This is a genomic window from Sodalis sp. RH20, from assembly GCF_047324205.1.
Lineage (GTDB): Bacteria > Pseudomonadota > Gammaproteobacteria > Enterobacterales > Enterobacteriaceae > Acerihabitans.
Window position 1 is genome coordinate 268,635 of record NZ_CP178733.1, and the last position, 24,583, is coordinate 293,217.

The following is a 24,583-nucleotide window of genomic DNA, read 5'->3' on the forward strand; positions in this document are numbered from 1 at the left end:
CGAAGCATTATTATGCTTCCCGTTGTAGAATACCCCCTTCTGGCAATAAAGACTGGCCCCCGATTCGGGGGCCACTGCACACGAAACAGCTTTGATCCGGTATTGTCCCGACAGGCCTGTTCCGTCTGCTGTAGTTATTTGACGCATGGTTGAGTTATTGGTAACGCATGAATCCCATCTTAATAAACAGGCTCCAGAAAAAACTGGGCTACACTTTTCAACAGCATGAGCTTTTGTTACAGGCCCTGACACACCGAAGCGCCAGCAGCAAACATAACGAACGGCTGGAATTCCTGGGGGATTCCATATTGAGTTTTGTTATCGCCAATGCGCTGTACCTGCGTTTTCCGCGGGTGGACGAAGGCGATATGAGCCGGATGCGCGCTACGCTGGTGCGTGGCAATACCCTGGCCGAGATGGCGCGCGAGTTTGAACTCGGCGAGTGCCTGCGCCTGGGGCCGGGCGAATTGAAAAGCGGCGGATTTCGCCGCGAATCCATTCTAGCCGATACGGTGGAAGCGCTGATTGGCGGTATTTTTCTTGATAGCGATATTGAAAATATCGAACGCCTGATCCTCAATTGGTATCAAAGCCGCCTGGACGAAATCAGCCCCGGCGACAAACAAAAGGATCCGAAGACCCGGCTGCAGGAATATTTGCAGGGGCGCCATTTGCCGTTACCGACTTATCTGGTGGTTCAGGTGCGTGGCGAGGCGCATGACCAGGAATTTACTATTCACTGCCATGTCAGTGGCTTGCCGGAACCCGTCGTGGGCAATGGCTCAAGCCGCCGTAAAGCCGAACAGTCAGCCGCCGAGCAGGCGCTGAAAGAGCTGGAGCTTGAATGAACGAAGATAAAACCTATTGTGGATTCGTGGCGATTGTCGGACGGCCTAACGTGGGCAAGTCCACCCTGCTGAACCAGTTCCTGGGGCAGAAGATCTCCATTACCTCGCGCAAGCCGCAAACCACGCGCCACCGCATTATGGGCATTCATACCGAGGGGCCTTACCAGGCCGTCTACGTCGACACCCCCGGGCTGCATATTGAAGAAAAACGCGCCATTAACCGGTTAATGAACCGCGCCGCCAGCAGCTCCATGGGCGACGTGGAACTGGTGATTTTTGTCGTGGAAGGCACCCATTGGACGCCGGACGATGAAATGGTGGTCAACAAGCTGCGCGGCGTAAACTGCCCGGTGGTGCTGGCCATCAATAAAGTGGACAACGTCACCGACAAAAGCAAGCTGCTGCCGCATATCACGTTCCTCAGCCAGCAGATGGATTTTCTTGATGTGGTGCCTATTTGCGCCGAAACCGGGATGAATGTCGATACTCTCGCGGGCATAGTGCGTAAGCATATGCCCGAGGGCGAACATCAGTTCCCGGAAGAATATGTCACCGACCGCTCGCAGCGGTTTATGGCCTCGGAAATCATTCGCGAAAAGCTGATGCGTTTCCTGGGCGAAGAGCTGCCGTATTCGGTGACGGTCGAGATTGAGCGTTTTATCACCAACGAGCGCGGCGGTTATGATATCCACGGCCTGATTCTGGTGGAGCGCGAAGGCCAGAAGAAAATGGTTATCGGCAACGGCGGCGCCAAGATCAAGACCATCGGTATCGAAGCCCGTCAGGATATGGAAACCATGTTCGAGAACAAGGTGCATCTCGAACTGTGGGTCAAGGTTAAATCCGGCTGGGCCGATGATGAACGCGCCTTGAAAAGCCTGGGTTACGGCGACGACGTCTGAGGAACCCGCCGATGGAAGGCTGGCAGCGCGCATTCGTCCTGCATGGACGCCACTATAGCGAAACCAGCCTGCTGTTGGATTTCTTTACCGAAAACGACGGACGGGTGCGTATCCTGGCCAAAGGGGCGCGCTCCCGGCGTTCCGCCCTTAAAGGCGTGCTGCAGCCGTTTACGCCGTTGCTGATCCGCTGGAGCGGACGCGGCGAGGTGAAAACCCTGCGCAGCGCCGAACCGGTCTCCATGGGACTGCCTCTTACCGGCCTGATGCTCTACAGCGGCCTTTACACCAACGAACTGCTTTCCCGCGTGCTGGCGCACGAAACCGATTACTCCTCGCTGTTTTTTGATTACCTGCACTGCCTGCAAACCCTGGCCGGCGCCAGCGGCTCGCCTGAACCCGCGCTCCGGCGCTTTGAGCTGGCCCTGCTCGGGCATCTCGGCTACGGCGTGGATTTTCTGCACTGCGCCGGCAGCGGCGAACCGGTCAGCGATGAGATGACCTATCGTTACCGCGAGGAAAAAGGGTTTATCGCCAGCGTTATCATCGATCATTACAGCTTTACCGGCCGCGAGCTGCGCTCGCTTGCCGCGCGTGAATTCGCCGATATCGCCACCCTGCGCGCCGCCAAACGCTTTACCCGCATGGCCCTCAAACCCTACCTGGGCGGCAAGCCGCTGAAAAGCGCCGAGCTGTTTCGTCAATTCATGGCCCGGAAACCCCCGCTGAAAACGTTGCCCAACGACGGCCCCTCCAGTTAAACTGGGATCTTTGGATCCACGCGTCACAGTAACCGAGGATGGTATGTCAGCACTGTTGTTAGGCGTCAATATCGATCATATCGCCACCCTGCGCAACGCGCGCGGCACGGCTTATCCCGATCCGGTGCAGGCGGCGTTTATCGCCGAGCAGGCCGGGGCCGACGGCATCACCGTGCATTTGCGCGAAGATCGCCGCCATATCACCGATCGTGACGTGCGCCTGTTGCGTGAAACGCTGCATACCCGCATGAACCTGGAAATGGCGGTAACGGACGAGATGGTCGCCATCGCCTGCGCCACGCGTCCCGACTTCTGCTGCCTGGTGCCGGAAAAACGCCAGGAAGTCACCACCGAAGGCGGGCTGGACGTGGCCGGACAGCGGGCGAAAATGGCCGATGCCGTGGCGCGCCTTGCGGCGGCCGGCATCCAGGTTTCATTATTTATCGACGCCGACGAGGGACAAATCGCCGCCGCCGCCGCCGTGGGCGCTCCATATATTGAAATCCATACCGGCGCCTATGCCGACGCCGCGAATGACCACGCGCGCCAGGTTGAATACGAACGTATCCGGCAGGCCGCGGTCTATGCCGCCGGCCTGGGCTTAAAAGTCAATGCCGGCCATGGCCTGACCTATCACAATGTCCAGCCGATCGCGGCGCTGCCGCAGATGCATGAGCTTAATATCGGCCATGCCATTATCGGCCGCGCGGTCATGAGCGGCCTGGCCGGCGCGGTGGCGGAAATGAAACGGCTGATGCTCGCGGCGCGCGCCTGATGGCTATCCTCGGCATCGGCACCGATATCGTTGAGATTGAGCGGATCGAAGCCGTGGTGGGGCGCAGCGGCGACCGCTTCGCGCGCCGCATTCTCAGCGACGCGGAGTGGGCGCAGTACCAGGCCCATCGGCAGCCGATACGCTTCCTGGCGAAACGTTTTGCGGTAAAAGAGGCGGCGGCCAAGGCTTTCGGCACCGGCATCCGCAACGGGCTGGCGTTTGCGCAATTTGAGGTGGTCAATGATGTACTGGGTAAACCCGGCCTCAAACTCTATTTACAGGCCGCCGCGCTGGCGATTAGCCTCGGGGTCACCAGCGTCCACGTTACGCTTGCCGACGAACGGCGCTACGCCTGCGCGACGGTGATTATCGAGGGCCAGGGCTGAAATCAGGGCGATAGGGAACCGGCACGGCAGGGGATAACCCAGGCCGGCATCAGGGCGATTATCGACGCGAGGGCGGCAATGACGAGGTGTAGGGGATGGCGCTTTATCTGGCTGGCAGAGAAGGTCCGGCGCGTGGCCGTCAGAGTCGATCGCCGTGGTACATGACGACAAATTTTTCCCATAGCTGTTCGCTGCTCTCGCTACGCGCGGGATCCGGCAGGATGGTATTATCGATCGGGCACACTTTCTGACAGGTGGGCGTGTCGTAATGGCCGACGCACTCGGTGCAGCGGTTGGGGTCGATCTCGTATATCTGCGCGCCCATGGTAATGGCCTGGTTCGGGCATTCCGGCTCGCACATATCGCAATTAATGCACTTCTTGGTAATGAATAAAGCCATATCAATAACTTAGGTAATATCTTATTATAAATCATCAAGAGGACGGGTTGCTTATCAGCACGCCATTGTGAAAAGCATGTGTATTAATACAGTTCAAATCACATTAAAAAACCAAAGCAGCAAAGGATTTTTAATGACGGGCACAGTACCACAAAGTACGTTAAAGGCCAATAATACGGGATTTTTAGCCGCAACCGCGTTCAGGCACGGCGGTAAACCGCCTGACGCAGGCGCGCGGTGAAGCCGGTGTTGCGGCGGCTAAAAATCATTTTTGCCCCCGCGCTGAATAAGTACCTGTGGCCCAAGGACGAAAAGAGCACCCCCCCGCATCTCATTATCCGGCCATGGCTTCAAGGTACTTTGCTTAACGCTACAATAGATTTTTAATAGCATACCTGCCGTTTTCACGCACAGGCGGCCTTTTTTATATCATCCGGCATAAATAGCCGCCGCCTGGGAAATAGGTGCCATCGTATTTCTTCGGGTGCGGGTGGTAGCCGATGGCTTTACCGTTGCCATCGCGGGCACAGGCGTTATCACCTTCCTGCTGCTGGTTCTTTGGTACGGCTCCGAATAATCCCGGATCGTTCCAAAATTGTTTTTGACCGGCGGCCGTGACGATTTTTGGTGAAACGTTGGAAGGCTGTTCTCCCGGCGTCCCGCTTAAATAGCTGCATCCTGAAGACATAAGGATTAAAAAAGACAAGGGTATTAAAAAAATAGATTTATTCATTGTTATTTATTCCTGGGTATGTTTGTTCTACCCGAAACCCTGGAAAGGGTTCCTGGTCGCAAAATGGTTATTTTATTTTTTAAACTTTGATGCTTTTCTGTTAAAAAATATAACGGCGTCAGTTTGCATGTGAGCCCAGTGATATTCAATAAAGAGGGGATGAAAAGTGAGTGAAATTTAAATGCATATGAAATTTTATAAGTAAAATAATGATGTGAAATGAATGTCCTATAACGCTTATCAGGATAAAGTGACGTTTTTATAATCAATATTGCGACGATTTTTATCAATGTCCCCTTGCATTAACTCCCTTTCTTATTATGACCTCTGGCGGTGCGCTTGACGTTTACATCAGCATTATCCGCCTGGCGGCGGCGCCCGGGGTTTGCACACTTCCGGCGGTGCTTTATCTCACGGGCCAAACGTGGTTATCATTTACTGACGCGGCTTTTGGCAAAACGGTTTTACGCTCAGGAAAGGAGGCCGCTGGCATGAATTTGAGATACAGTATCGGCAATGCTCCTGCGCTTCGCGGCGCCCAGACAAAAAATCAACATGGCCGGCCCTGATGCCTTATGGGCAGCAGCACACGTTGAGTGGAAAATATGCAAAAAATTAAAGAACTGTTCTTCTTCGGTATGATTGGTGGTGTCGGTTTTATCGTCGACTCGGGAGTGCTGTATCTATTAAAGGATGCGTTAGGCCTGTATGCCGGACGCGGGGTGTCTTTTGTCTGCGCGGTGCTGACCACGTGGATCCTGAATAAAATGATTACCTTTCGCCAAAGCCGCAGCGGTCGCTCGGCTCTGTCCGAGGCCATCAGGTACGGTATATGTATGCTTAGCGGCGGGGCGGTCAATTACCTGACCTATTGGTTTCTGGTGTCCTGTTATGCCTTGGTACAGCAGTACCCGATTTTGGGGGTGGCGGCGGGTAGCCTGACCGGGATGGTATTTAACTATTCCACCGCCCGGTTTTTTATCTTTAATCAGAAAACCCGCCTGCCGGCGTCCCCTGACGGCAAGCCGAACCCGCGCTGACCGCGACGGGGCTACGCCTTTGGCACGGGCGCATTGAATGCTGAAACCGGCTGGGGATGCGGCCGGGGCCGCGCCGGCGCATCTCTCGTCAGGATGGGGATTATACTAATTTTTTGAGCAGTTCTTCGCTATGGCGGATGCGCTGCGGCGCATTTTCCAGGTCGCGCTGCACCAGCGCCATAAACAGCAGATCGGTCAGCGATTGCTGAGCGATGGTGGAGGAAATGGCGCCGCTGCGCTGCGCCTGTTCTTCCGCCACCGTGTAGAGGGCGATATCGGCGTGCTGTTGCAGCGCATTAGGCGAGAAGTGAGTGATTGCCATCACCCGCGCCCCTACCCGGTGCGCCTCCTGCGCCGCCAGGTTAATCTCGCGGCGCGCGCCGCTAAAGGAGATGGCCAGCAGCAGGTCATGGGGGCTGACCGCCTGGATGGTGGCCAACAGTACGTGCATGTCGGTTTCCGCCACCGCCGACATGCCGATTTTCATCAGCTTATAGGAGAAATCCTTGGCCACCAGGCCGGATGCGCCGATGCCGACGATAATCACCCGGCGGGCCTCCTGCAACATGGCCGCCGCCTGGCGGAGTTTTTCCTCGCTATTGATATCAAGCGTCGCCCGCAGCGCGGCCACTTTTTCCGTCAGCAGCTTTTCGCCCACCGCTTTCAGCGGATCGTCGCTTAAGATATGGTTATGCACCCTGATGGACGGCAGCTCATAGGCGCCGGCCAAGGTTTCGCTGAGCGCCAGTTTTAACGCCGTAAAGCCTTTGTAACCCAGCTTTTGCGCGAACTTCACCACGCTTGACTGGCTGACGCCTGCCTGTTCGGCGACTTTTTGCGAGCTGAGATGCCTTGCCTGGTCGGTTTGCGTTAAAAGATAATTGGCCAGCTTGCGGTCGTTGAGCGATAGCGAGCGATATAGCTGACGAATACGAAGCACACTGCTCATAACAAAAGACTCATAACGAAAAACTCATAAAACAACGGCCCATTAACAAGGGATTATAAATAAAGCGCCCAGGGTGAACATGCATGTCGAACCCTGCCATGGCCATTCCGCTCCGGAGACGACAGAGTACAGAATTTTCTCGCCTGCCGGAATTTAATATTCAATAATAGATTCAATTAAATGAATAAAAAATTCAATGGTGACGAGATGAACAATGATGTGGCAACCCTGGGCGCGTTGGTATCGGAGACCCGTAATCCGGCCTCGATGAACCTGGATATGCTCTCCACCCTGCAGATGGTGACGTTGTTTAATCAACAGGATCGCCTGGTGCCGGAGGCCATCGGCCGCGAATTACCCGCCATCGCCGGGGCGGTGGATCTGGCGGCGGCGGCGCTTGCCGCCGGCGGTCGCCTGATCTATCTGGGCGCCGGCACCAGCGGCCGGCTGGGCGTGCTGGACGCGGCTGAATGTCCGCCCACCTTCGGCGTGCCCGAAGGCATGGTGGTGGGGCTGATCGCCGGCGGGCCGGGCGCCTTGCTGAAAGCGGTGGAGGGGGCCGAGGATAGCCTGACCCTGGCCCGGGATGATTTGCAGGCCATCGGACTGCGCGCCGTGGATATGGTGGTCGGGCTGGCGGCATCGGGCCGTACCCCGTACGCGATCGGCGGTTTGCGCTATGCTGCGGGGCTGGGGTGTCCCACGGCGGCCATTTCCTGCAATCCCGGTTCGCCGCTGGCCCGTGAGGCGCGTATCGCCATTTCGCCCGTGGTGGGCCCCGAGGTGCTGACCGGCTCCACCCGGATGAAGTCCGGCACCGCGCAAAAGCTCGTGCTGAATATGATTTCCACCGGCGCCATGGTGAAACTCGGTAAGGTCTATCAAAATCTGATGGTGGATGTGAAGGCCACCAACATTAAACTGGCGGATCGCGCCTGCCGTATTGTGGCCGAGGCGACCGGCTGCGATACGGCGCGGGCCGGTGAAATCCTCGCGTTGACCGGCTATGCGGTGAAACCGGCGATTTTGATGATCCTCACCGGCGCTGACGCCGACGAGGCGGCGCGCCTGCTGTCGGAGCACCGGGGCTATTTGCGCCATGCCCTTGATGCCGGGAAATAAAACACCGTTTTCAGGGCGCGGTAAATAGGCTACATCCACCAGTACTGTCTACACTGATAACAACCGTATGCGCATGCGCGTATTTTTCCCCTTCCGGCGCCGGACATGTTTTCCGTGGGCCGGCATGATCGTTACCCTGGCGACGGGGACGGACGCCCGGGATCATAAGATATTTTAACCGGAGGAGTTGTTTTGAGTCGCACAGCAGCCTCGCGCATAGTTTTTTTCGATTTGGACGGCACGCTGCATCAACAGGATATGTTCGGTTGTTTTCTGCGTTATCTGCTGCGCCACCTGCCGCTGAACGCCATCCTGGTCCTGCCGGTATTGCCGGTCGTCGGCATCGGGCTATTGGTGAAGGGGCGCTCGGCGCGTTGGCCGATGAGCCTGTTGTTATGGGCAATTACCTTCGGCCACAGCGAAGCCCGGCTTATCAAGTTGCAGCAACGTTTTGTCGTCTGGTTCCGCCAGCGGGTCACCGGCTTTCCCATCGTGCTGCAGCGCCTGAACGACTATTTGGCCAGCCAGGATGCGCAGGTGTGGCTGATCACCGGCTCGCCGGAACCCTTGGTGCAAGGAGTGTACGCCGACGCGCTGTTTTTGCCGCGGGTTAAGCTTATCGGCAGCAGGATGACCCGCCGGCACGGCGGCTGGGTATTGACCCTGCGCTGCCTGGGGCATGAAAAAGTGGCCCAGCTCGAGCGCGAACTGGGCACGCCGCTTAAGCTGTTCAGCGGCTATAGCGATAGCCAGCACGACAGCCCGCTGCTCTATTTTTGCGAACATCGCTGGCGCGTCACCCGCGAGGGCGAGTTAAAACAACTGGATTAAAAAATCCCTTTATCCCTGTATAATCACCGGCTGCGAATCATCCGGGAGAACAGATATGCACGGCGAACAGGGCGACGAAATCTGGATGCGCCATGCCCTCTCCCTGGCCGGCCGGGCCGAAGGCGAGGGCGAGGTGCCGGTGGGCGCGGTGCTGGTGCTGGACGGCCGGGTCATCGGCGAAGGCTGGAATCGTTCCATCGGGCGTCACGATCCCACCGCCCATGCGGAAATCATGGCGCTGCGCCAGGGCGGGGCGGTGCTTGGCAACTACCGGTTGGTGAATACCACGCTATACGTCACGCTTGAACCCTGCGTAATGTGCGCCGGCGCGATTATCCATGCGCGCGTCGGCCGGCTGGTCTTCGGCGCCAGGGATGAGAAAACCGGCGCGGCGGGTTCGTTGTGCGATGTGCTGCGCCAGCCGGGCATTAATCATTGCGTGGCTATTACCGAGGGCGTACTGGCCGGGGCGTGCTCCGCCCAGCTGAGCGCGTTTTTCCGTGCCCGCCGCGAGGCGCATAAAGCGCGCCGCCTGGCGCTGAAGTCCCAGGACCCGACGATTACGGAATAACGCCGCCGGGCCGGATCCAGGGCGGCGCGGCCACGGCGCCGGTCGCATTGGGCGGGAACAGTCCGGTGATCTGCGGCGGGATTTTCGCCGGCGCCGGGCCGGGCGTCGCGGCCGGGGACGGGGCTAGCGGTTCAGCCTCGGTCGCCGCCAGCTGCGCCGCCTTTTTCTCTTTCTCTTCCAGGTAGCCGTTCAGGCTCATTTCATAGCGCCGGATATTTTCCACGTAATTGTAGGCTTGCTGGCCGCGCGCATAGCCGTAAGTGGTTTGCTGATAGTAGCGCGGCTGGCTGAGCATCGGCAGGCGCAGCTTGACGTCCACCCAGCTGTCGGGATTGCCCTGCTGCTTTGCCGTCAGGGCGCGCGCGTCCAGCATATGCGCATAACCCATATTATAGGCGGTCAGCGCAAACCAGATTTTTTCATCCTCGGGAATGGTATCGGGCACTTTTTGCATCATGCGTTCCAGATACAGCGCCCCGCCCCGGATGCTTTGTTCAATGTCCAGCCGATCGGTAATGCCCAGGCTATCGGCGGTGGCGCGGGTCAACATCATCAGGCCGCGCACGCCGGTGGGGGAGACGGCCTGGGGATTCCAATGGGATTCCTGATAGGAGATGGCCGCCAGCAGTTTCCAGTCGATTTCCTTGGCATATTGCTGGAACAGCCCTTGCAGCGTCGGCAGCGTGGCGTCGATGGAGGTCAAAAAGGTCTTGGTGTCCACGTAATCAAAACTGCCCACGTGGCCGAGATATTTTTCCTCCAGCCGCGCCATGGTGCCGTCCGCTTCCTGGCCGCTGAAAAAATCCAGCAGGGCGGCGGAAAGGTTGTCGCTATTGCGCCGCGGCAGATACCAGGTGACCGGCTCCTCGTCGCTGACGTCGAAGGCCACGGCCAACTGCGGATGCACCCGTTGCAGCAGGCCGACGGTCGCCGAATCCACCAGCGTATAGTCGAGCTTGCCTTCGGCCACCTGCTCCAGCAGCGCCTTGCTGCTGAGATCGGAGGATACCTCCCATTGCAATTGCGGATATTTTGTTTCCTTCAGGCCGCGCAGCAGCGAGATATGCGCCGACCCGGAGGAGACGGCCAGCCGGCCCTGCAGGGCGCCGAGGTTTTTCGGCCGCGGCTGGCCCAGGCGGTACACCAGTTGCTGGGAAACGTAATAATAGGCGGGGCCGGTAGTAAAACGCTGCAGGCGGTCGTTATTGTAGAGCAATCCGGCGGCGAGCAGATCGGCATCGTCGTTGTCCAGATCGTCGAACAGTTCATTGAGGGTATGGCGCTGGCGGATGACCAGCCTGACCCCCAGATAATCGGCGAAACGCTTCGCCAGTTCGTAATCGAAACCGGTTTGCTGGTTGTTGGCGGTATAAAAGCTCAGCGGAGCGTCGATGGTGCTGACGCGCAGCGTTCCCCTGGCTTTTATCTGGCTGAGTTTATCGTCCTGCATGCTGTGCCAGGGGACGTTTAACCACAACGCCCAGGTCAGCAAGACGGCGATAACGCCGGTCACGACATAATTTAATTTAAAACGCTTCAAATAGTTATCTCTCGCCGGGGCGATTTTATCGCGGTCTGTGATCGCGGTGTTATTATCTTTTTTTCCCTGGGGTCGGAGCATTTTGCTTAACAAAACGCCAAGGTGCAAATTTATTGCATTCCCGCCGCGGGGACGTTTTAACAAGAAGAATCGCAACAATAACCGCGCAAACGGTTTCGTCCGCCGCCGGGATTCTCTATAATGGCGCGCGTTTCCCCCCTGAAGCTGCGCTAAAGATGCGCCCCATGGCAAGCCGTACCCGAGCACCTTTGGTCGCCGGTTCAAAGACGAGAGATCTTTTATTATGGAAATACTGCGTGGTTCGCCCGCTCTGTCGGCATTTCGTATCAACAAGCTATTGTCCCGCTGCCAGGATGCCCGGCTTCCGGTCAGCGATGTCTATGCTGAATATGTCCACTTTGCCGACCTGAGCGCGCCGCTTTCCGCCGACGAGCTTGCCCGGCTGCAACGGCTGCTGAAGTATGGCCCCTCTCTCGCCGAACATGCGCCCCAGGGCCGGCTGCTGCTGGTTACGCCGCGTCCCGGCACATTATCCCCCTGGTCGTCGAAGGCCACCGATATCGCCCATAACTGCGGGCTGGCGCAGGTCAAGCGCCTGGAACGCGGGCTGGCGTTTTATTTCCAGGGCGCGTCGATGACCGGGGACCAGTGGCGGCAACTGGGGACGTTGCTGCATGACCGGATGATGGAAACCGTCTTCAGCGAGCTGGAGCAGGCCCAGGCGCTGTTTGCCCACCACGAGCCCGCGCCGGTGCGCACCGTGGCTATGCTCGCGGACGGCCGCGACGCCCTGGAGCAGGCCAACCAGACGCTGGGGCTGGCGCTGGCGCCGGATGAAATCGACTACCTGCTCGAGGCGTTCACCCGCTTGGGCCGCGATCCCACCGACGTTGAGCTGTATATGTTCGCCCAGGCCAATTCCGAACATTGTCGCCATAAAATCTTCAACGCCGACTGGATTATCGACGGCCAGGAACAGCCGAAGTCGCTGTTTAAAATGATCAAGAATACCTTTGAACAGACGCCGGAGTTTGTCCTGTCCGCCTATAAGGACAACGCCGCGGTCATGGAGGGACCGGCGGTGGGACGTTTCTTCGCCGCACCCGGCAGCGCCCGTTACGATTATCACCAGGAAGCGGCGCATATCCTGATGAAGGTGGAAACCCATAATCATCCCACGGCTATTTCACCCTGGCCCGGCGCCGCTACCGGCTCCGGCGGCGAGATACGCGATGAGGGCGCCACCGGCCGCGGGTCCAAGCCCAAGGCCGGCCTGGTGGGCTTTTCCGTCTCCAACCTGCGCATTCCCGGTTTCGGCCAGCCGTGGGAAGAGGATTTCGGCAAGCCGGATCGCATTGTCAGCGCGCTGGATATCATGACCGACGGTCCGCTGGGCGGCGCGGCGTTTAACAATGAGTTCGGCCGTCCCGCGCTGACCGGGTATTTCCGCACTTATGAGGAGCGGGTCAACAGCCATAACGGCGTTGAGCTGCGCGGCTACCATAAGCCCATTATGCTGGCGGGCGGCCTCGGCAATATTCGCGACGGCCATGTGCAGAAAGGAGAGATCACCCCCGGCGCCAAGCTTATCGTGCTGGGCGGCCCGGCGATGAATATCGGTCTCGGCGGCGGCGCGGCGTCCTCGATGGCGTCCGGCCAGTCGGACGCCGATCTCGACTTCGCCTCGGTGCAGCGCGACAACCCGGAAATGGAGCGCCGCTGCCAGGAGGTGATCGACCGCTGCTGGCAGATGGGCGACGACAATCCTATTTTGTTTATCCATGACGTCGGCGCCGGCGGGCTGTCCAACGCCATGCCGGAGCTGGTCAGCGACGGCAATCGCGGCGGGCGTTTCCAACTGCGGGATATTCCCAACGACGAGCCCGGCATGAGCCCGCTGGAAGTCTGGTGCAATGAATCGCAGGAACGTTATGTGATGGCGGTGGCGCCTGAACAGCTGGCGGCCTTCGAGGCCATCTGCCGCCGCGAGCGCGCGCCCTTCGCGGTGATTGGTGAGGCGACGGAAGAACTGCATCTCAGCCTGGACGACAGCCATTTCAACAACCGTCCCATCGATCTGCCGCTGGACGTGCTGCTCGGCAAAACCCCGAAAATGACGCGCGACGTTGTCCGGCTGCCAGTGGCGGGCACGCCGCTTAACCGCGGCGGCATCGAGATGGCCGAGGCGGTAAAACGGGTGCTGCATCTGCCGGTGGTGGCGGAAAAAACCTTCCTGATTACCATCGGCGATCGCACGGTCACCGGCATGGTGGCGCGCGATCAAATGGTCGGGCCGTGGCAAGTGCCGGTGGCGGACTGCGCGGTCACCACCGCCAGCCTGGACAGCTATTACGGCGAAGCGATGGCCATTGGCGAACGCGCGCCGGTGGCGCTGCTGAATTTTGCCGCCTCGGCTCGGCTGGCGGTGGGCGAAGCGCTTACCAATCTGGCGGCGACCCAGATTGGCGATATTAAACGCATCAAGCTTTCCGCCAACTGGATGGCCGCCGCCGGCCATCCCGGCGAGGATGCCGGCCTGTATGACGCGGTCAGGGCGGTGGGCGAGGAGCTTTGCCCGGCGCTGGGCCTGACCATTCCGGTGGGCAAGGATTCGATGTCGATGAAAACCCGCTGGCCGCAGGGTGCTGAGCAGCGTGAAATGACGTCGCCCATGTCGCTGGTGATTACCGCCTTCGCCCGGGTGGAAGACGTGCGCGGCACGGTAACCCCGCAGCTGCGCGCCGGGCAGGATAACGCCCTGTTGCTTATCGATCTGGGCGCCGGGCATCAGGCGCTGGGCGCCACCGCCCTGGCGCAGGTCTATCGCCAACTGGGCGACGATACGGCGGACGTGCGCGACGTGGCGCAGTTGGGCGGCTTTTATCGCGCGCTGCAGCAACTGGTGGCGGACCGCGTTCTGCTGGCGTACCACGACCGTTCCGACGGCGGCCTGCTGGTGACGCTATTGGAAATGGCCTTTGCCGGCCATTGCGGCCTGGATATCGATATCGCGGCCCTTGGCGAGGATACGCTGGCGGCGTTATTTAATGAAGAGCTTGGCGCGGTGATCCAGATCGCCGCCGGCGATCGGGATCGCGTCGAACAACTGTTCGCCGACCATGGCCTGGCGGATTGCCTGCGTTATCTCGGCCGGGCCGAAGCGGGCGACCGGGTGGTTATCCGCCGCGCCGACCGCGCGGTCTATAGCGAAAGCCGCACCCTGCTGCGCACCTGGTGGGCGGAAACCACCTGGCAGATGCAGCGTCTGCGTGATAACCCCGACTGCGCCGACGAGGAGCACGCCGCCAAGCAGGATGATAGCGATCCGGGCCTGAATGTCGCGCTGAGCTTTGACCCGGCCGAGGATATCGCCGCGCCTTATATCGCCAGGCAGGCGAAGCCCCGGGTGGCTATCCTGCGCGAGCAGGGGGTGAATTCCCATGTGGAGATGGGCGCGGCGTTCCATCGCGCCGGCTTTGACGCCATCGACGTGCATATGAGCGACCTGCTGTCCGGGCGCCGTGATTTGCAGGAGTTCCAGGCGCTGGTGGCCTGCGGCGGCTTCTCCTACGGCGATGTGCTGGGCGCGGGGGAGGGCTGGGCCAAATCCATCCTGTTCAATCCGCGCGTGCGCGACGAGTTCGAGGCGTTTTTCAACCGTCCGCAAACCCTGGCGCTGGGGGTGTGCAACGGTTGCCAGATGATGTCCAACCTGCGCGAGCTTATCCCGGGGGCCGAACTGTGGCCGCGCTTCGTGCGCAACAAGTCGGAACGCTTTGAAGCCCGCTTCAGCCTGGTGGAGGTGACGCAAAGCCCCTCGTTATTGTTGCAGGGCATGGTCGGTTCCCGCCTGCCCATCGCCGTATCCCACGGCGAAGGGCTGGTGGAGGTGCGCGATGCCGCGCATCTGGCGGCGCTGGAACATGCGGGCCTGGTGGCGCTGCGGTTCGTGGATAACACCGGCAAGGTTACCGAAACCTATCCGGCCAATCCGAACGGGTCCCCGAACGGCATCACCGCCGTGACCAGCGCCAACGGGCGGGTCACTCTGACCATGCCGCATCCTGAGCGGGTATTCAGGACGGTGAGCAATTCCTGGCATCCCGGCGAGTGGGGCGAAGACGGTCCCTGGATGCGCATGTTCCGCAACGCGCGCAAACAGCTGGGCTAAGCCGGCCGTGGCGCTCACGGCGCGCGCGGCGGCATCCTGTGCGTGCCGTGGCGCCGTCCCGTCAGAGGCTAATCAGCGGCTGTCGGCTCGTTGCCGGCGCTTTTTTTTCACGTACTCCGCCGGTGGGGCAGCCGAAAGCAAAGTGTCGCTTTAATTCATTTCTTAAGATAATTCTGTCTCTTTTTGGAGACACTTAATTAATTGTTTTTTAATGATATTTTATTTTACTGCGATTTATGTCTCTTTCGGGAGACAAACGGTGGCGCCGGCCCGGGCAGTACAATGCGGTATAGGGGTCGATACCAGAAAATGTTATTTATTTTCAACGTATTATAAAATTATTTTATTTATGGCATGAATGCTGCATACTATAGCCCAGTTGCTCATTCACCCCGATATGACAGCGCCGTTTACGCTTAACCAACGGCTTTTGCTTCATAACTACCGAATGACGCCAAAGAACGGTGCCTATCGTCCAACATACCGATAATTGCCTTACGGCTTTATCACCCACAGGACGACACGTTGAGTGAGGCACCCCCTATTCCGATAAAAAAGCACTTGCCCGCGGGCCAAGTGCTTTTTTTATGCTTTCTTCAAGCCACCGAACCGGATAGCATCGGCAAAGACTTTGTCGGCAATCACAGGATGATTTTTTTGAAGACGTGGCGTCCCTTTCCCCGATCTCTGCGGCAACTGGTGATCCTGGCCTTTACGCTGGTGCTGCTGCCCCTGCTGTTACTGGCTTACCAGGCCTGGCAAAGCCTGGATAATCTTAGCGAGCAGGCGGCGGATATCAACCGTACCACGCTGTCGGACGCCCGGCGCATCGAGTCCATGGGCAGCGTGGCGCTGGAGATGGAGCGCAGCTATCGCCAGTATTGCGTGCTCGACGATGAAACCCTGGTCACCCTTTACCAAAACCAGCGACGGCAATATACCCAAATCCTCAACGTCCGCGCCGGCATGCTGCCCGATCAACGCTATTATCAGCGGCTTACCCAACTGCTGGACCAGCTCGCCGCCATTCAATGCGAAAACAGCGGACCGAATGCGCAGGCGTCCGCCTTGCTGAGGGATTTTTCCCATGCCAACAATGATATGGTGCAGGCCACGCGCAATGATATTTTTACCCGCGGCCAGCAATTGCAGCGGGCCATCGCCGAGCGCGGCCGTTTTTTCGGCTGGCAGGCGCTGCTGCTGTTTATGTTTAGCCTGGTGCTGGTGATCCTCTTTACCCGCATGATTATCGGTCCGGTGAAAAGGGTCGAAAAAATGATTAACCGGCTTGGGCAGGGACGGCCCCTGGACGATTGGGTCTCTTTTACCGGCCCGCGTGAAATCCAGTCGCTGGCGCAGCGCATTTTATGGCTTAACGAACGATTGTCCTGGCTGGAATCCCAGCGCCATGAGTTTTTACGCCATATCTCCCATGAACTGAAAACGCCCCTGGCCAGCCTGCGCGAGGGCACGGCGCTGCTGGCGGACGAGGTGGCCGGTCCGCTGACGCCGGATCAGCAGGACGTGGTGGCCATCCTGGACAGCAGCAGCCGTCACTTGCAACTACTGATCGAACAGCTGCTCGACTACAATCGCAAACTGGCCGACAGTCCGGCGGACTATGAAGATATCGCTCTCGGCGCCATGATCGAGCGGGTTATTACCGCCCATAGCCTGCCGGCCCGCGCCAAGGACATCCATACCCTGGTGGCGCTGGAGTGCGAACGCGTCAGGGCGCAGCCGGTGCTGTTAATGCGCGTGCTGGACAATCTCTACTCCAATGCGGTGCACTATGGCCCGGAATCCGGTAACATTTGGATCCGCAGCCGCACTTCGTCCGGTCGCCTTATCCTGGACATCGCCAACAGCGGAGAGCCGATCATGCCGGCGGAGCAAACCATGATTTTCGAGCCGTTTTACCAGGGCCGCGTTCAACGCAAGGGCGCGGTTAAAGGCAGCGGCCTGGGATTAAGCATCGCGCGTGATTGTATCCGCAGGATGAACGGCGAGCTTAACCTGGTGACGGTGGAGTATGCCGGGGTCTGCTTTCGGATAGAATTACCCTTAACCGCCGAGAATGAATAATAATGATGTTACGTACCGCACCGGCGATGGGCAGATTGACGCTAAGCTTTAATCGCCTGATTCGCTTTTCCTTGCCGCCGGCATCAATACGCGGGCTGTTCAGGCCGGTATGCCTGCTGCCCGTGCTGCTGGCGGGATGCCATGGTTATCCCGCTCACCGCGATGTGGCCGGCTCTTCCACGGCCCAGGTGCAGCAGGTCTCGCCGCCGAACCGTTTCGCCGCCGAATGCAACGAACTCTGGCAAACCGACGCAGAATCCACCCTGGCCGACCCCGGCTACTGGCTGCGCGCCATGCAGTGCGCCGAACGCATAACGCCCACCCAGGCGCGCGCCGAAGCCGGGCATCAGTCGGGCGAGACCTGGCATGACGCCTTCAGGCAGAGTATTTTGCTCAATTCAGCCGGCATCAGCGTGATTGAACGGCGCGAGTCTTATCAGCACCTGTTGGAATTCCGTTCCCAATTTCCCGCGACGATCTATCCGCTGTTTAAAATGTGGCGCCAACAACAGGCGCTGCGCCTGATGCTGGCGGAGGAGCGCAGCCGCAGCCAGCGGCAGCAGGAAACCAGCGCCAGCCAGATAGACATGCTGCGCATCCAGCAGATGGAGCTGCAGCGTAAGCTGGACGTGACCACCCGCAAACTGCAGAACCTGACGGAAATCGAGCAGCGGTTATCCTCCCGCAAGCAGCTGTCGCCGGATATGCCCGACAACGACGATAACGACGCGCCGGACGCCGCCGCGGGCCGTGGCGCCGCCGGACCACAACAGGGAACCGGTAAATAATGAGCCAACATCAAACCGCCCATTTATTATTGGTCGACGATGATACCAGCCTGCTGAAACTGCTGGGCATGCGCCTGACCAGCGAAGGATTTACCGTCACCACCGCCGAAAGCGGCCAGGACGCCCTGCGCGTGCTGGCGCGGGAAAAAATCGATCTGGTGATAAGCGATCTGCGCATGGACGAAATGGACGGGCTGGCGCTGTTCGGCGAGATCCAGCGCCATCAGCCCGGCATGCCGGTGATCATCCTGACCGCCCATGGTTCCATACCCGATGCGGTAGCCGCCACGCAAAAAGGCGTGTTCAGTTTCCTGACCAAACCCGTCGACAGGGATGCCTTATACCAGGCTATCGATCATGCCCTGCAACTGTCGATGCCGGCGGGCGACGACAGCTGGCGCGAGTCAATCGTCACCCGCAGCCCCCTCATGCTGCGGCTGCTGGAGCAGGCTAAAATGGTGGCGCAGTCGGATGTCAGCGTGCTGATTAACGGCCAGAGCGGCACCGGCAAGGAGATCCTGGCGCAGGCGATCCATGCCGCCAGCCCCCGCGCCAAACATCCTTTTATCGCCATTAACTGCGGCGCGTTGCCGGAGCAGTTGCTGGAGTCGGAGCTGTTCGGGCATGCCAAAGGGGCGTTTACCGGCGCGGTGAGCAGCCGGGAGGGTTTGTTCCAGGCGGCCGCGGGCGGGACGCTGTTCCTGGACGAGATTGGCGATATGCCGCTATCCTTGCAGGTCAAGCTGTTGCGCGTCCTGCAGGAGCGCAAAGTGCGCCCGCTGGGCAGCAATTGGGATGTGGATATCGACGTCAGGATCATTTCCGCCACCCACCGCGATCTGCCCAAGGTGATGGCCGCAGGCGGGTTTCGCGAAGATTTGTATTACCGCCTGAATGTGGTCAGCCTGAAATTGCCGGCGCTGCATGAGCGTGCCGAGGATATCCCGGTGCTGGCCAATCATTTGCTGCGGGCGGCGGCGCTGCGCCATAAGCCGTTTGTACGCAGCTTTTCCACCGATGCCATGAAACGTCTGATGGCGGCCAGTTGGCCTGGCAATGTACGTCAGCTGGTTAACGTGATAGAACAGTGTGTGGCCCTGACGTCGGCCCCGGTCATCAGCGAAGCGCTGGTGGAGCAGGCGCTGGAGGGGGAAAATACCGTCTTGCCGACGTTTGTTGAGGCCAGATTGCAATTTGAATTACATTATCTGCGTAAATTATTGCAGATCACCAAAGGTAACGTTACCCAGGCGGCGCGTATGGCCGGACGTAACCGCACTGAATTTTATAAGCTTTTGTCTCGTCACGAGCTGGACGCTAACGACTTTAAAGCCTAAGTTGGCTCTCTTTTTACCCATGCTGCGCGGCCGGCGTCGCCGGGCTGCCTGAAAAAGGTTTTACGATGAAAAAAATCGATGCAATTATCAAACCGTTCAAACTGGACGATGTGCGCGAGGCGTTGGCGGAAGTCGGCATCACCGGCATGACCGTCACCGAGGTGAAAGGCTTCGGGCGCCAGAAAGGCCATACCGAGCTTTATCGCGGCGCGGAATATATGGTGGATTTTTTGCCCAAGGTAAAAATCGAGCTGGTGGTGGCCGATGATATCGTCGACAGCTGCGTCGATACCATCATGCATACCGCCCAGACCGGTAAAATCGGCGACGGTAAAATCTTTGTTTTCGACGTTGCGCGCGTTGTGCGTATCCGCACCGGCGAGCAGGACGAAGAAGCGATCTGACGCCCGCCGTTATTCCCGCGCCCGCGGCATATACCGCTGGGCGGGGAGTCCCGTGGTCATGAAAAAATTCCCCGCCGGCATGAAAAAAAATCCCAATCCCCTTGCGACCCGCGCGTGCCCGCCCTTATGGGCGCGCGGCGACGGAATCGTTTGCTTAAAAACCGGCGCGGGCCCTATCGGAGCAGGGGCAAAAAAGTTTACACTATCGCCATAGCGTCAACGGATTCTTACAATCTTTTTTTTCACCCCACAGCGATGCCAGCTGAGCCAGGAGAAGCGGATGTTAAAGCGTGATATGAACATTGCAGATTATGATGCCGAATTATGGCAGGCAATGGAGCAGGAAGTGGTGCGCCAGGAAGAGCACATTGAACTGATTGCCTCGGAAAACTACACCAGTCCGCGCGTCATGCAGGCTCAAGGCTCCCAGTTGACCAATAAATATGCCGAAGGTTATCCGGGCAAGCGTTATTACGGCGGCTGCGAATTTGTCGATATCGTCGAGCAGCTGGCCATCGATCGCGCCAAGGAGCTGTTCGGCGCCGATTATGCCAACGTGCAGCCGCATTCCGGGTCGCAGGCCAACTTTGCCGTCTATACCGCGCTGTTGCAGCCCGGCGATACGGTGCTGGGCATGAACCTGGCCCACGGCGGTCACCTGACCCATGGTTCGCCGGTTAACTTTTCCGGCAAACTGTATAACATCATTCCTTACGGCATTGATGAGAGCGGCCATATCGATTACGCGGAGCTGGCGCAATTGGCCGAAACGCATAAGCCGAAGATGATTATCGGCGGTTTTTCCGCCTATTCCGGTATTGTCGATTGGGCTAAGATGCGTGAAATCGCCGATAAAGTGGGCGCTTACCTGTTTGTCGACATGGCCCATGTGGCCGGCCTGGTCGCCGCCGATGTCTATCCGAACCCGGTGCCTCACGCGCATGTGGTGACCACCACGACCCATAAAACCCTGGCCGGTCCACGCGGCGGCCTGATCCTGGCCAAGGGCGGCAGCGAAGAACTGTATAAGAAGCTCAATTCCGCCGTTTTCCCGGGCGGGCAGGGCGGGCCGTTGATGCATGTGATCGCCGGCAAGGCGGTGGCGCTGAAAGAAGCGATGGAGCCGGCGTTCCGTATTTACCAGCAGCAGGTGGCCAGGAACGCCAAGGCCATGGTGGCGGTGTTCCTGGAACGCGGCTACAACATTGTTTCCGGCGGTACCGATAACCATCTGTTCCTGCTGGACCTGGTGGACAAAAACCTGACCGGTAAAGAAGCCGATGCCGCGCTCGGAAGGGCGAATATCACCGTGAACAAGAACGCCGTGCCAAACGATCCTAAAAGTCCGTTTGTCACCTCCGGTATCCGTATCGGCACGCCGGCGGTCACCCGGCGCGGTTTCGGCGAGCAGGAGGTGCGCGAGCTGGCCGGCTGGATTTGCGATATTCTGGACAGCATCCATGACGAAGCGGTTATCGAGCGCACTAAAAAGAAAGTGCTGGATATCTGCGCGCGCTATCCGGTTTATGCCTGATAGCCCCCCAGGCCCGCGCTCACGTTGATACGTCTGGTTTGAATATCGTGTTGGCGGGCCTATCGTGCCATGGGGCGCCCGGGCGGGCGTGAAAACCACGCCCGATTCGGCCCCCCATCGGCACGCATTCCCTTTAACGCGTCTGCTTTGCGTTCGGTGTGAATCTGTCTCAGCAGTTGCCGGCCGTGCCCGGGGTTTCCAAAAGCTGGCGGATGCGCTCTTGCTGGCTTTGCGCCAGCGGCAGGCGCACCAGCATCAACGGCGGGGAAAACAGCGGCAGCGGCATGGCGAACGAGGTCACCACCAGAACGGTGTTTTTCGGCGCGCCTTGCGCCTGGAATTCCGCCAGCGCCTGGAATTTAATATTCAGGGGCAGCAGGGTTAACTCGCGAATCTGCAGCTCCAGCAACTTCTCCTGCTCGCCGCCGCTTTTGGTCAGGATCACCACCTGTTTTTCCTGCAAATCATTGTCCTGCATCAGCCAGGCGCCAAAAATGACCGCAATCAATCCCATCTCTTCGCGTGAAAAACGAATGCGATAGGCGGCCTCAAACGGCATAACCGCCGTCTTGGCGGTGCGCAGCAGCCGCGGGTATTTCTCCTCCACCTCCATTTGCAGGCTGTTGTCGATGCCCACGTGAAAATGACAGCGTTCCAGGGCCGCGCTGAGATGTGAAAACAGCTGGCCGGCCAGCATTTCCGGCTCATTGAAACTCATGCCGGCCAGTTGCTCGAAGCGTTTGACCAGTTCCTCCACCTCGTGCAGTAACTGCCGGTCCTCGCCGGAAGGCGAACGGGCGCGGTGCGGGGTTTTCAGCATCCGCGACAGGAGCGTCAGGCACAATAGTTCGGCGGGAGGGACCGGCCAATGGCGGAACATGTCCGTCACGGCGGCATACTCGGCTTTTTGCCGCAGCCACTGCTGCTGATGCTGGTTGAATTCAGGATGATCGGCCAACGGGCACTGACAAAGGATATAGCGCAGATAAATCGCGAGAAAAGCCCGGTCATACGGGGCGGCGGGGCGATCGATAAGCACCGTGAACCGCTCAACCAGTTCGTCTATTTGTAGCGCGCTTGCCTGAAAAGCGGCGGGAGCCTGGGACCAGAGCTGTTCCTGCAACGGCAGGAAATAGCGGGTTACTTTGTCCGCGCACAGGCGTAAGGCCCGGCGCATGCCTTCTATCAGGCATAGGCGCTGGTTTAGGATTGTGCCTTCGATCCGGTAGCTGCCGTCATGATGCGCAATCAGCTGAAGATGGTATATGCGTCGGATCTCGCTCTCTATATGAGCCAGATCGCGCCGTGTCGTGGGCAAATCCTCGCCGTTATAACGGGCCAGGGCGGCCAATGACAATGACGGCACGGGCGCAAAAAGCATCAAAAGCAAATGGCTACGGCGTTGTGGACCTGAAAGCGCTGGCACCTCTGGGGTGTTCAGGCTCATAGATGTGATGCCCTTACGTTAAGGAATACAGCTAATAATAGCGAAACAATTTCCCTAAGTGAGATTACAGCCTATTTTGTTTGCGGGCTTTAAGCCCGGTCACACTTTAGCCTTCCTAATCGTTTCGCCGGTTATGCAAAGTTGACCGAAAATGTCTTGCGGCGCGTTCCGGATTTCCGCTAGCATCTTCCCGGGGAATAACAGGACGGCAAAATGTTATGTGGCAACATGGGTAAAGACAGGAGTAATACGCCATGCCGGCGGTTGCCCCTCGGATTGTTTCTGGCCGTCGCCGGTGGTTTTTGCCGGCCGGTATATGCTCATCCACATAGTTTTATCGATATGAAAACAGACATCCTGGCGCAAGACGAGCGGCTTACCGGGCTGAAGATGACCTGGACCATGGATGAGATCACCTCAGCCGATGTATTTTATGACGCCGGCGACGCCAAACCGGACTCGGTGATCTGGAAAAAGCTGGCGGCGCAGATTATGGCCAATGTGCTGGGCCAGCACTATTTCACGGAAGTGTACCGGGACGGCAAGGCGGTGAAATTTGAAAACCTGCCCACGGAATATCATCTGGAGCGCAATGGACTCAAGGCGCGGCTGGTATTTGTGCTGCCGCTGGCGCATCCGCCGGAGCTGAAAGGGGCGCCCATCGTGTTTTCCACCTTTGATCCTACCTATTTTGTCGATATGACCTATGCGGATAAACAGGCCGTCAGCCTGCCGCCGGACTTGGCCGCGCGGTGCGCCATCGACCTGATGACCCCCGCCCCCAACGCGGCGCTGCAGCGCTATGCGCTGTCGCTGGATAAAGCGGCGGCGCCGGACGTCGATATGGCGCTGGGCAAACAGTTTGCCCAGCGGGTGACGCTGCAATGTCATTAAGGATGCGAACCGGCCAAGCGCCGGGGCCCGCGGCCAATCCCTGGTTCAGCCTGTGGCCGTTCTGGTTGTTTTTGCTGGCGTTGCTGGGCGCGCTGGGCTGGATATCGTTGCACTGGGCCAACATCATGACGCAAAGCATAGAGTGGCAGCGTCAGTTGCATCAGCAGCTGGCCCAGCTGATGCAGCAGGTGCAGCGTGATCCCGGGCGATACGGCGGCGCCCTGCTGCTGTTCAGCCTAACCTACGGCATACTGCACGCGGTCGGCCCGGGACATGGCAAGGTGGTTATCACCACGTATCTTTCCACCCATCCCGCGCGCTTAAAACTCAGCCTGACGATGACGCTTGCGGCCTCGCTGCTGCAGGGCGCCATGGCGATTGCGCTGGTGACGCTGGTGCTGGTGGCGCTGCGGCTCTCTTCCGGGATTCTGCATCTGAGCGAAGCGTGGCTGGAGCGGGCCGGTTATCTGCTGATGATCCTGGCGGGCGTACTGCTGTGCCGCCGGGCGGCCCTGCGGCTATGGCGGACGCTGAGCCGGCGCTACGCTACCCGCGGGCGGGCCCTGCCGCTGGCGTGTTATCCCCGGCTGACTTATTTGCCCTCCGGGGGCGGCGGGCCGGGCGATCATCACCATCATGGCGGCTGCTGCCACCGCCATCTGCCCGGCGATGAGGAGCTGGTCTCTGCGGAGGGCTGGCGTACCCGGCTGGCGGTGGTGCTGGCCATGGGCGTGCGTCCCTGTTCCGGGGCGGTAATGGTGCTGCTGTTTGCCAAGGTGCTGGGGGTTTATCTGTGGGGTGTGCTGTCGGCGCTGGTGATGGCGGCGGGGACGTCGCTGACGCTGTTGCTGGTATCGCTGCTGGTATTTTTCGGGCGCCGTTATGCCGAACACCTGACTCGCAGGCACGCAGGCGGCGCTGCGCGCGCTGCCGCCTGGGCGGCATTATCCCTCGCCGGCGGCATGGCGCTGATCGTTGCCGGCGCGGTGCTCTTCGCCGGCGCGCACTATGCGCCAACGATCGGCATCCGGCCTTTCAGCCAGTGAA

22 protein-coding genes are annotated in these 24,583 nt (G+C 59.1%); 17 read left to right on the plus strand and 5 right to left on the minus strand.

Going from position 1 to position 24,583, the window contains the following annotated elements; all coding sequences use genetic code 11:
- Window positions 1-167: 167 nt before the first annotated feature.
- From rnc to acpS, 5 genes are read left to right on the plus strand one after another with little or no spacing between them, the layout of a single operon-like run.
- Entirely contained in the window at window positions 168-848 is a 681-nt protein-coding gene (gene rnc, locus ACL2XM_RS01295; protein ID WP_162368421.1) for a ribonuclease III, read from the plus strand.
- Window positions 845-1,750: a GTPase Era gene (gene era / locus ACL2XM_RS01300; protein WP_410013978.1), complete on the plus strand. Its 906-nt coding sequence runs from the start codon at window positions 845-847 to the stop codon at window positions 1,748-1,750. The genes rnc and era overlap by 4 nt, the downstream gene beginning before the upstream one ends.
- Before the next feature lie 11 nt (window positions 1,751-1,761).
- Window positions 1,762-2,508 (plus strand): DNA repair protein RecO, encoded by a 747-nt coding sequence (gene recO / locus ACL2XM_RS01305; protein WP_413732158.1) that lies wholly within the window; start codon window positions 1,762-1,764, stop codon window positions 2,506-2,508.
- Window positions 2,509-2,551: 43 nt separating this feature from the next.
- Window positions 2,552-3,283: a pyridoxine 5'-phosphate synthase gene (gene pdxJ, locus ACL2XM_RS01310; protein WP_410013980.1), complete on the plus strand. Its 732-nt coding sequence runs from the start codon at window positions 2,552-2,554 to the stop codon at window positions 3,281-3,283.
- Window positions 3,283-3,669 carry a holo-ACP synthase gene (gene acpS, locus ACL2XM_RS01315; RefSeq protein WP_413732159.1) on the plus strand — a complete coding sequence of 129 codons (387 nt, stop codon included), beginning with the start codon at window positions 3,283-3,285 and terminating at the stop codon, window positions 3,667-3,669. The genes pdxJ and acpS overlap by 1 nt, the downstream gene beginning before the upstream one ends.
- Before the next feature lie 139 nt (window positions 3,670-3,808).
- Here the strand turns inward: acpS and ACL2XM_RS01320 are convergent, their stop codons facing one another.
- Both ACL2XM_RS01320 and ACL2XM_RS01325 read right to left on the minus strand, forming a co-directional pair.
- The gene (locus tag ACL2XM_RS01320; protein ID WP_410013982.1) at window positions 3,809-4,069 is read right to left on the minus strand and encodes a YfhL family 4Fe-4S dicluster ferredoxin; all 261 of its coding nucleotides are present in this window, start codon (window positions 4,067-4,069) and stop codon (window positions 3,809-3,811) included.
- A 424-nt stretch (window positions 4,070-4,493) separates the two neighbouring features.
- Entirely contained in the window at window positions 4,494-4,802 is a 309-nt protein-coding gene (locus ACL2XM_RS01325) for a hypothetical protein (RefSeq protein WP_410013983.1), read from the minus strand.
- A 605-nt stretch (window positions 4,803-5,407) separates the two neighbouring features.
- Between ACL2XM_RS01325 and ACL2XM_RS01330 the strand changes: the two genes are divergently transcribed.
- Window positions 5,408-5,842, plus strand: a complete 435-nt coding sequence (locus ACL2XM_RS01330; RefSeq protein WP_410013984.1) for a GtrA family protein — start codon at window positions 5,408-5,410, stop codon at window positions 5,840-5,842.
- A 100-nt stretch (window positions 5,843-5,942) separates the two neighbouring features.
- Here the strand turns inward: ACL2XM_RS01330 and ACL2XM_RS01335 are convergent, their stop codons facing one another.
- On the minus strand, window positions 5,943-6,791 hold the full coding sequence (locus ACL2XM_RS01335; protein WP_413721185.1) for a MurR/RpiR family transcriptional regulator: 849 nt from the start codon (window positions 6,789-6,791) through the stop codon (window positions 5,943-5,945).
- Window positions 6,792-6,971: 180 nt separating this feature from the next.
- On the opposite strand from ACL2XM_RS01335, the gene murQ reads away from it, so the two are divergent.
- The 3 genes from murQ to tadA all read left to right on the plus strand — a co-directional run bounded on the left by murQ (window position 6,972) and on the right by tadA (window position 9,315).
- Entirely contained in the window at window positions 6,972-7,913 is a 942-nt protein-coding gene (gene murQ / locus ACL2XM_RS01340; protein ID WP_410013986.1) for an N-acetylmuramic acid 6-phosphate etherase, read from the plus strand.
- A gap of 192 nt (window positions 7,914-8,105) precedes the next feature.
- Window positions 8,106-8,744, plus strand: coding sequence for a phosphatidylglycerophosphatase C (gene yfhb, locus ACL2XM_RS01345; RefSeq protein ID WP_410013987.1), 639 nt, complete (start codon window positions 8,106-8,108; stop codon window positions 8,742-8,744).
- Between the two features lie 55 nt (window positions 8,745-8,799).
- A complete protein-coding gene (gene tadA / locus ACL2XM_RS01350) occupies window positions 8,800-9,315 on the plus strand; it encodes a tRNA adenosine(34) deaminase TadA (protein WP_413721184.1) in 516 nt (171 codons plus the stop codon).
- Here tadA and mltF read toward each other — a convergent pair.
- Window positions 9,305-10,936 (minus strand): membrane-bound lytic murein transglycosylase MltF, encoded by a 1,632-nt coding sequence (gene mltF, locus ACL2XM_RS01355; protein ID WP_413721183.1) that lies wholly within the window; start codon window positions 10,934-10,936, stop codon window positions 9,305-9,307. The two genes, tadA and mltF, sit on opposite strands and share 11 nt — an antisense overlap.
- 223 nt (window positions 10,937-11,159) lie before the next feature.
- Between mltF and purL the strand changes: the two genes are divergently transcribed.
- The 6 genes from purL to glyA all read left to right on the plus strand — a co-directional run bounded on the left by purL (window position 11,160) and on the right by glyA (window position 21,195).
- Window positions 11,160-15,047: a phosphoribosylformylglycinamidine synthase gene (gene purL, locus ACL2XM_RS01360; protein ID WP_413732161.1), complete on the plus strand. Its 3,888-nt coding sequence runs from the start codon at window positions 11,160-11,162 to the stop codon at window positions 15,045-15,047.
- Window positions 15,048-15,695: 648 nt separating this feature from the next.
- The gene (locus ACL2XM_RS01365; protein WP_410013991.1) at window positions 15,696-17,132 is read left to right on the plus strand and encodes a sensor histidine kinase; all 1,437 of its coding nucleotides are present in this window, start codon (window positions 15,696-15,698) and stop codon (window positions 17,130-17,132) included.
- Window positions 17,133-17,134: 2 nt separating this feature from the next.
- Window positions 17,135-17,920, plus strand: a complete 786-nt coding sequence (locus ACL2XM_RS01370; RefSeq protein WP_410013992.1) for a two-component system QseEF-associated lipoprotein QseG — start codon at window positions 17,135-17,137, stop codon at window positions 17,918-17,920.
- Window positions 17,920-19,257: a two-component system response regulator GlrR gene (gene glrR, locus ACL2XM_RS01375; RefSeq protein ID WP_410013993.1), complete on the plus strand. Its 1,338-nt coding sequence runs from the start codon at window positions 17,920-17,922 to the stop codon at window positions 19,255-19,257. The genes ACL2XM_RS01370 and glrR overlap by 1 nt, the downstream gene beginning before the upstream one ends.
- A 65-nt stretch (window positions 19,258-19,322) precedes the next feature.
- On the plus strand, window positions 19,323-19,661 hold the full coding sequence (gene glnB, locus ACL2XM_RS01380; RefSeq protein WP_331122444.1) for a nitrogen regulatory protein P-II: 339 nt from the start codon (window positions 19,323-19,325) through the stop codon (window positions 19,659-19,661).
- 280 nt (window positions 19,662-19,941) lie between these two features.
- Complete coding sequence (gene glyA, locus ACL2XM_RS01385) at window positions 19,942-21,195, plus strand: serine hydroxymethyltransferase (protein WP_410013994.1); 1,254 nt, start codon at window positions 19,942-19,944, stop codon at window positions 21,193-21,195.
- Window positions 21,196-21,364: 169 nt separating this feature from the next.
- On the opposite strand, the gene csiE is transcribed toward glyA, so the two are convergent.
- Window positions 21,365-22,642: a stationary phase inducible protein CsiE gene (csiE, locus tag ACL2XM_RS01390; protein ID WP_410013995.1), complete on the minus strand. Its 1,278-nt coding sequence runs from the start codon at window positions 22,640-22,642 to the stop codon at window positions 21,365-21,367.
- A gap of 228 nt (window positions 22,643-22,870) precedes the next feature.
- Here csiE and ACL2XM_RS01395 point away from each other — a divergent pair, with 228 nt between their 5' ends.
- Both ACL2XM_RS01395 and ACL2XM_RS01400 read left to right on the plus strand, forming a co-directional pair.
- Window positions 22,871-23,536, plus strand: a complete 666-nt coding sequence (locus ACL2XM_RS01395) for a DUF1007 family protein (RefSeq protein WP_413733171.1) — start codon at window positions 22,871-22,873, stop codon at window positions 23,534-23,536.
- A 2-nt stretch (window positions 23,537-23,538) separates the two neighbouring features.
- Window positions 23,539-24,582, plus strand: coding sequence for a nickel/cobalt transporter (locus tag ACL2XM_RS01400; protein ID WP_413733173.1), 1,044 nt, complete (start codon window positions 23,539-23,541; stop codon window positions 24,580-24,582).
- The last annotated feature ends 1 nt before the right edge of the window (window position 24,583 follow it).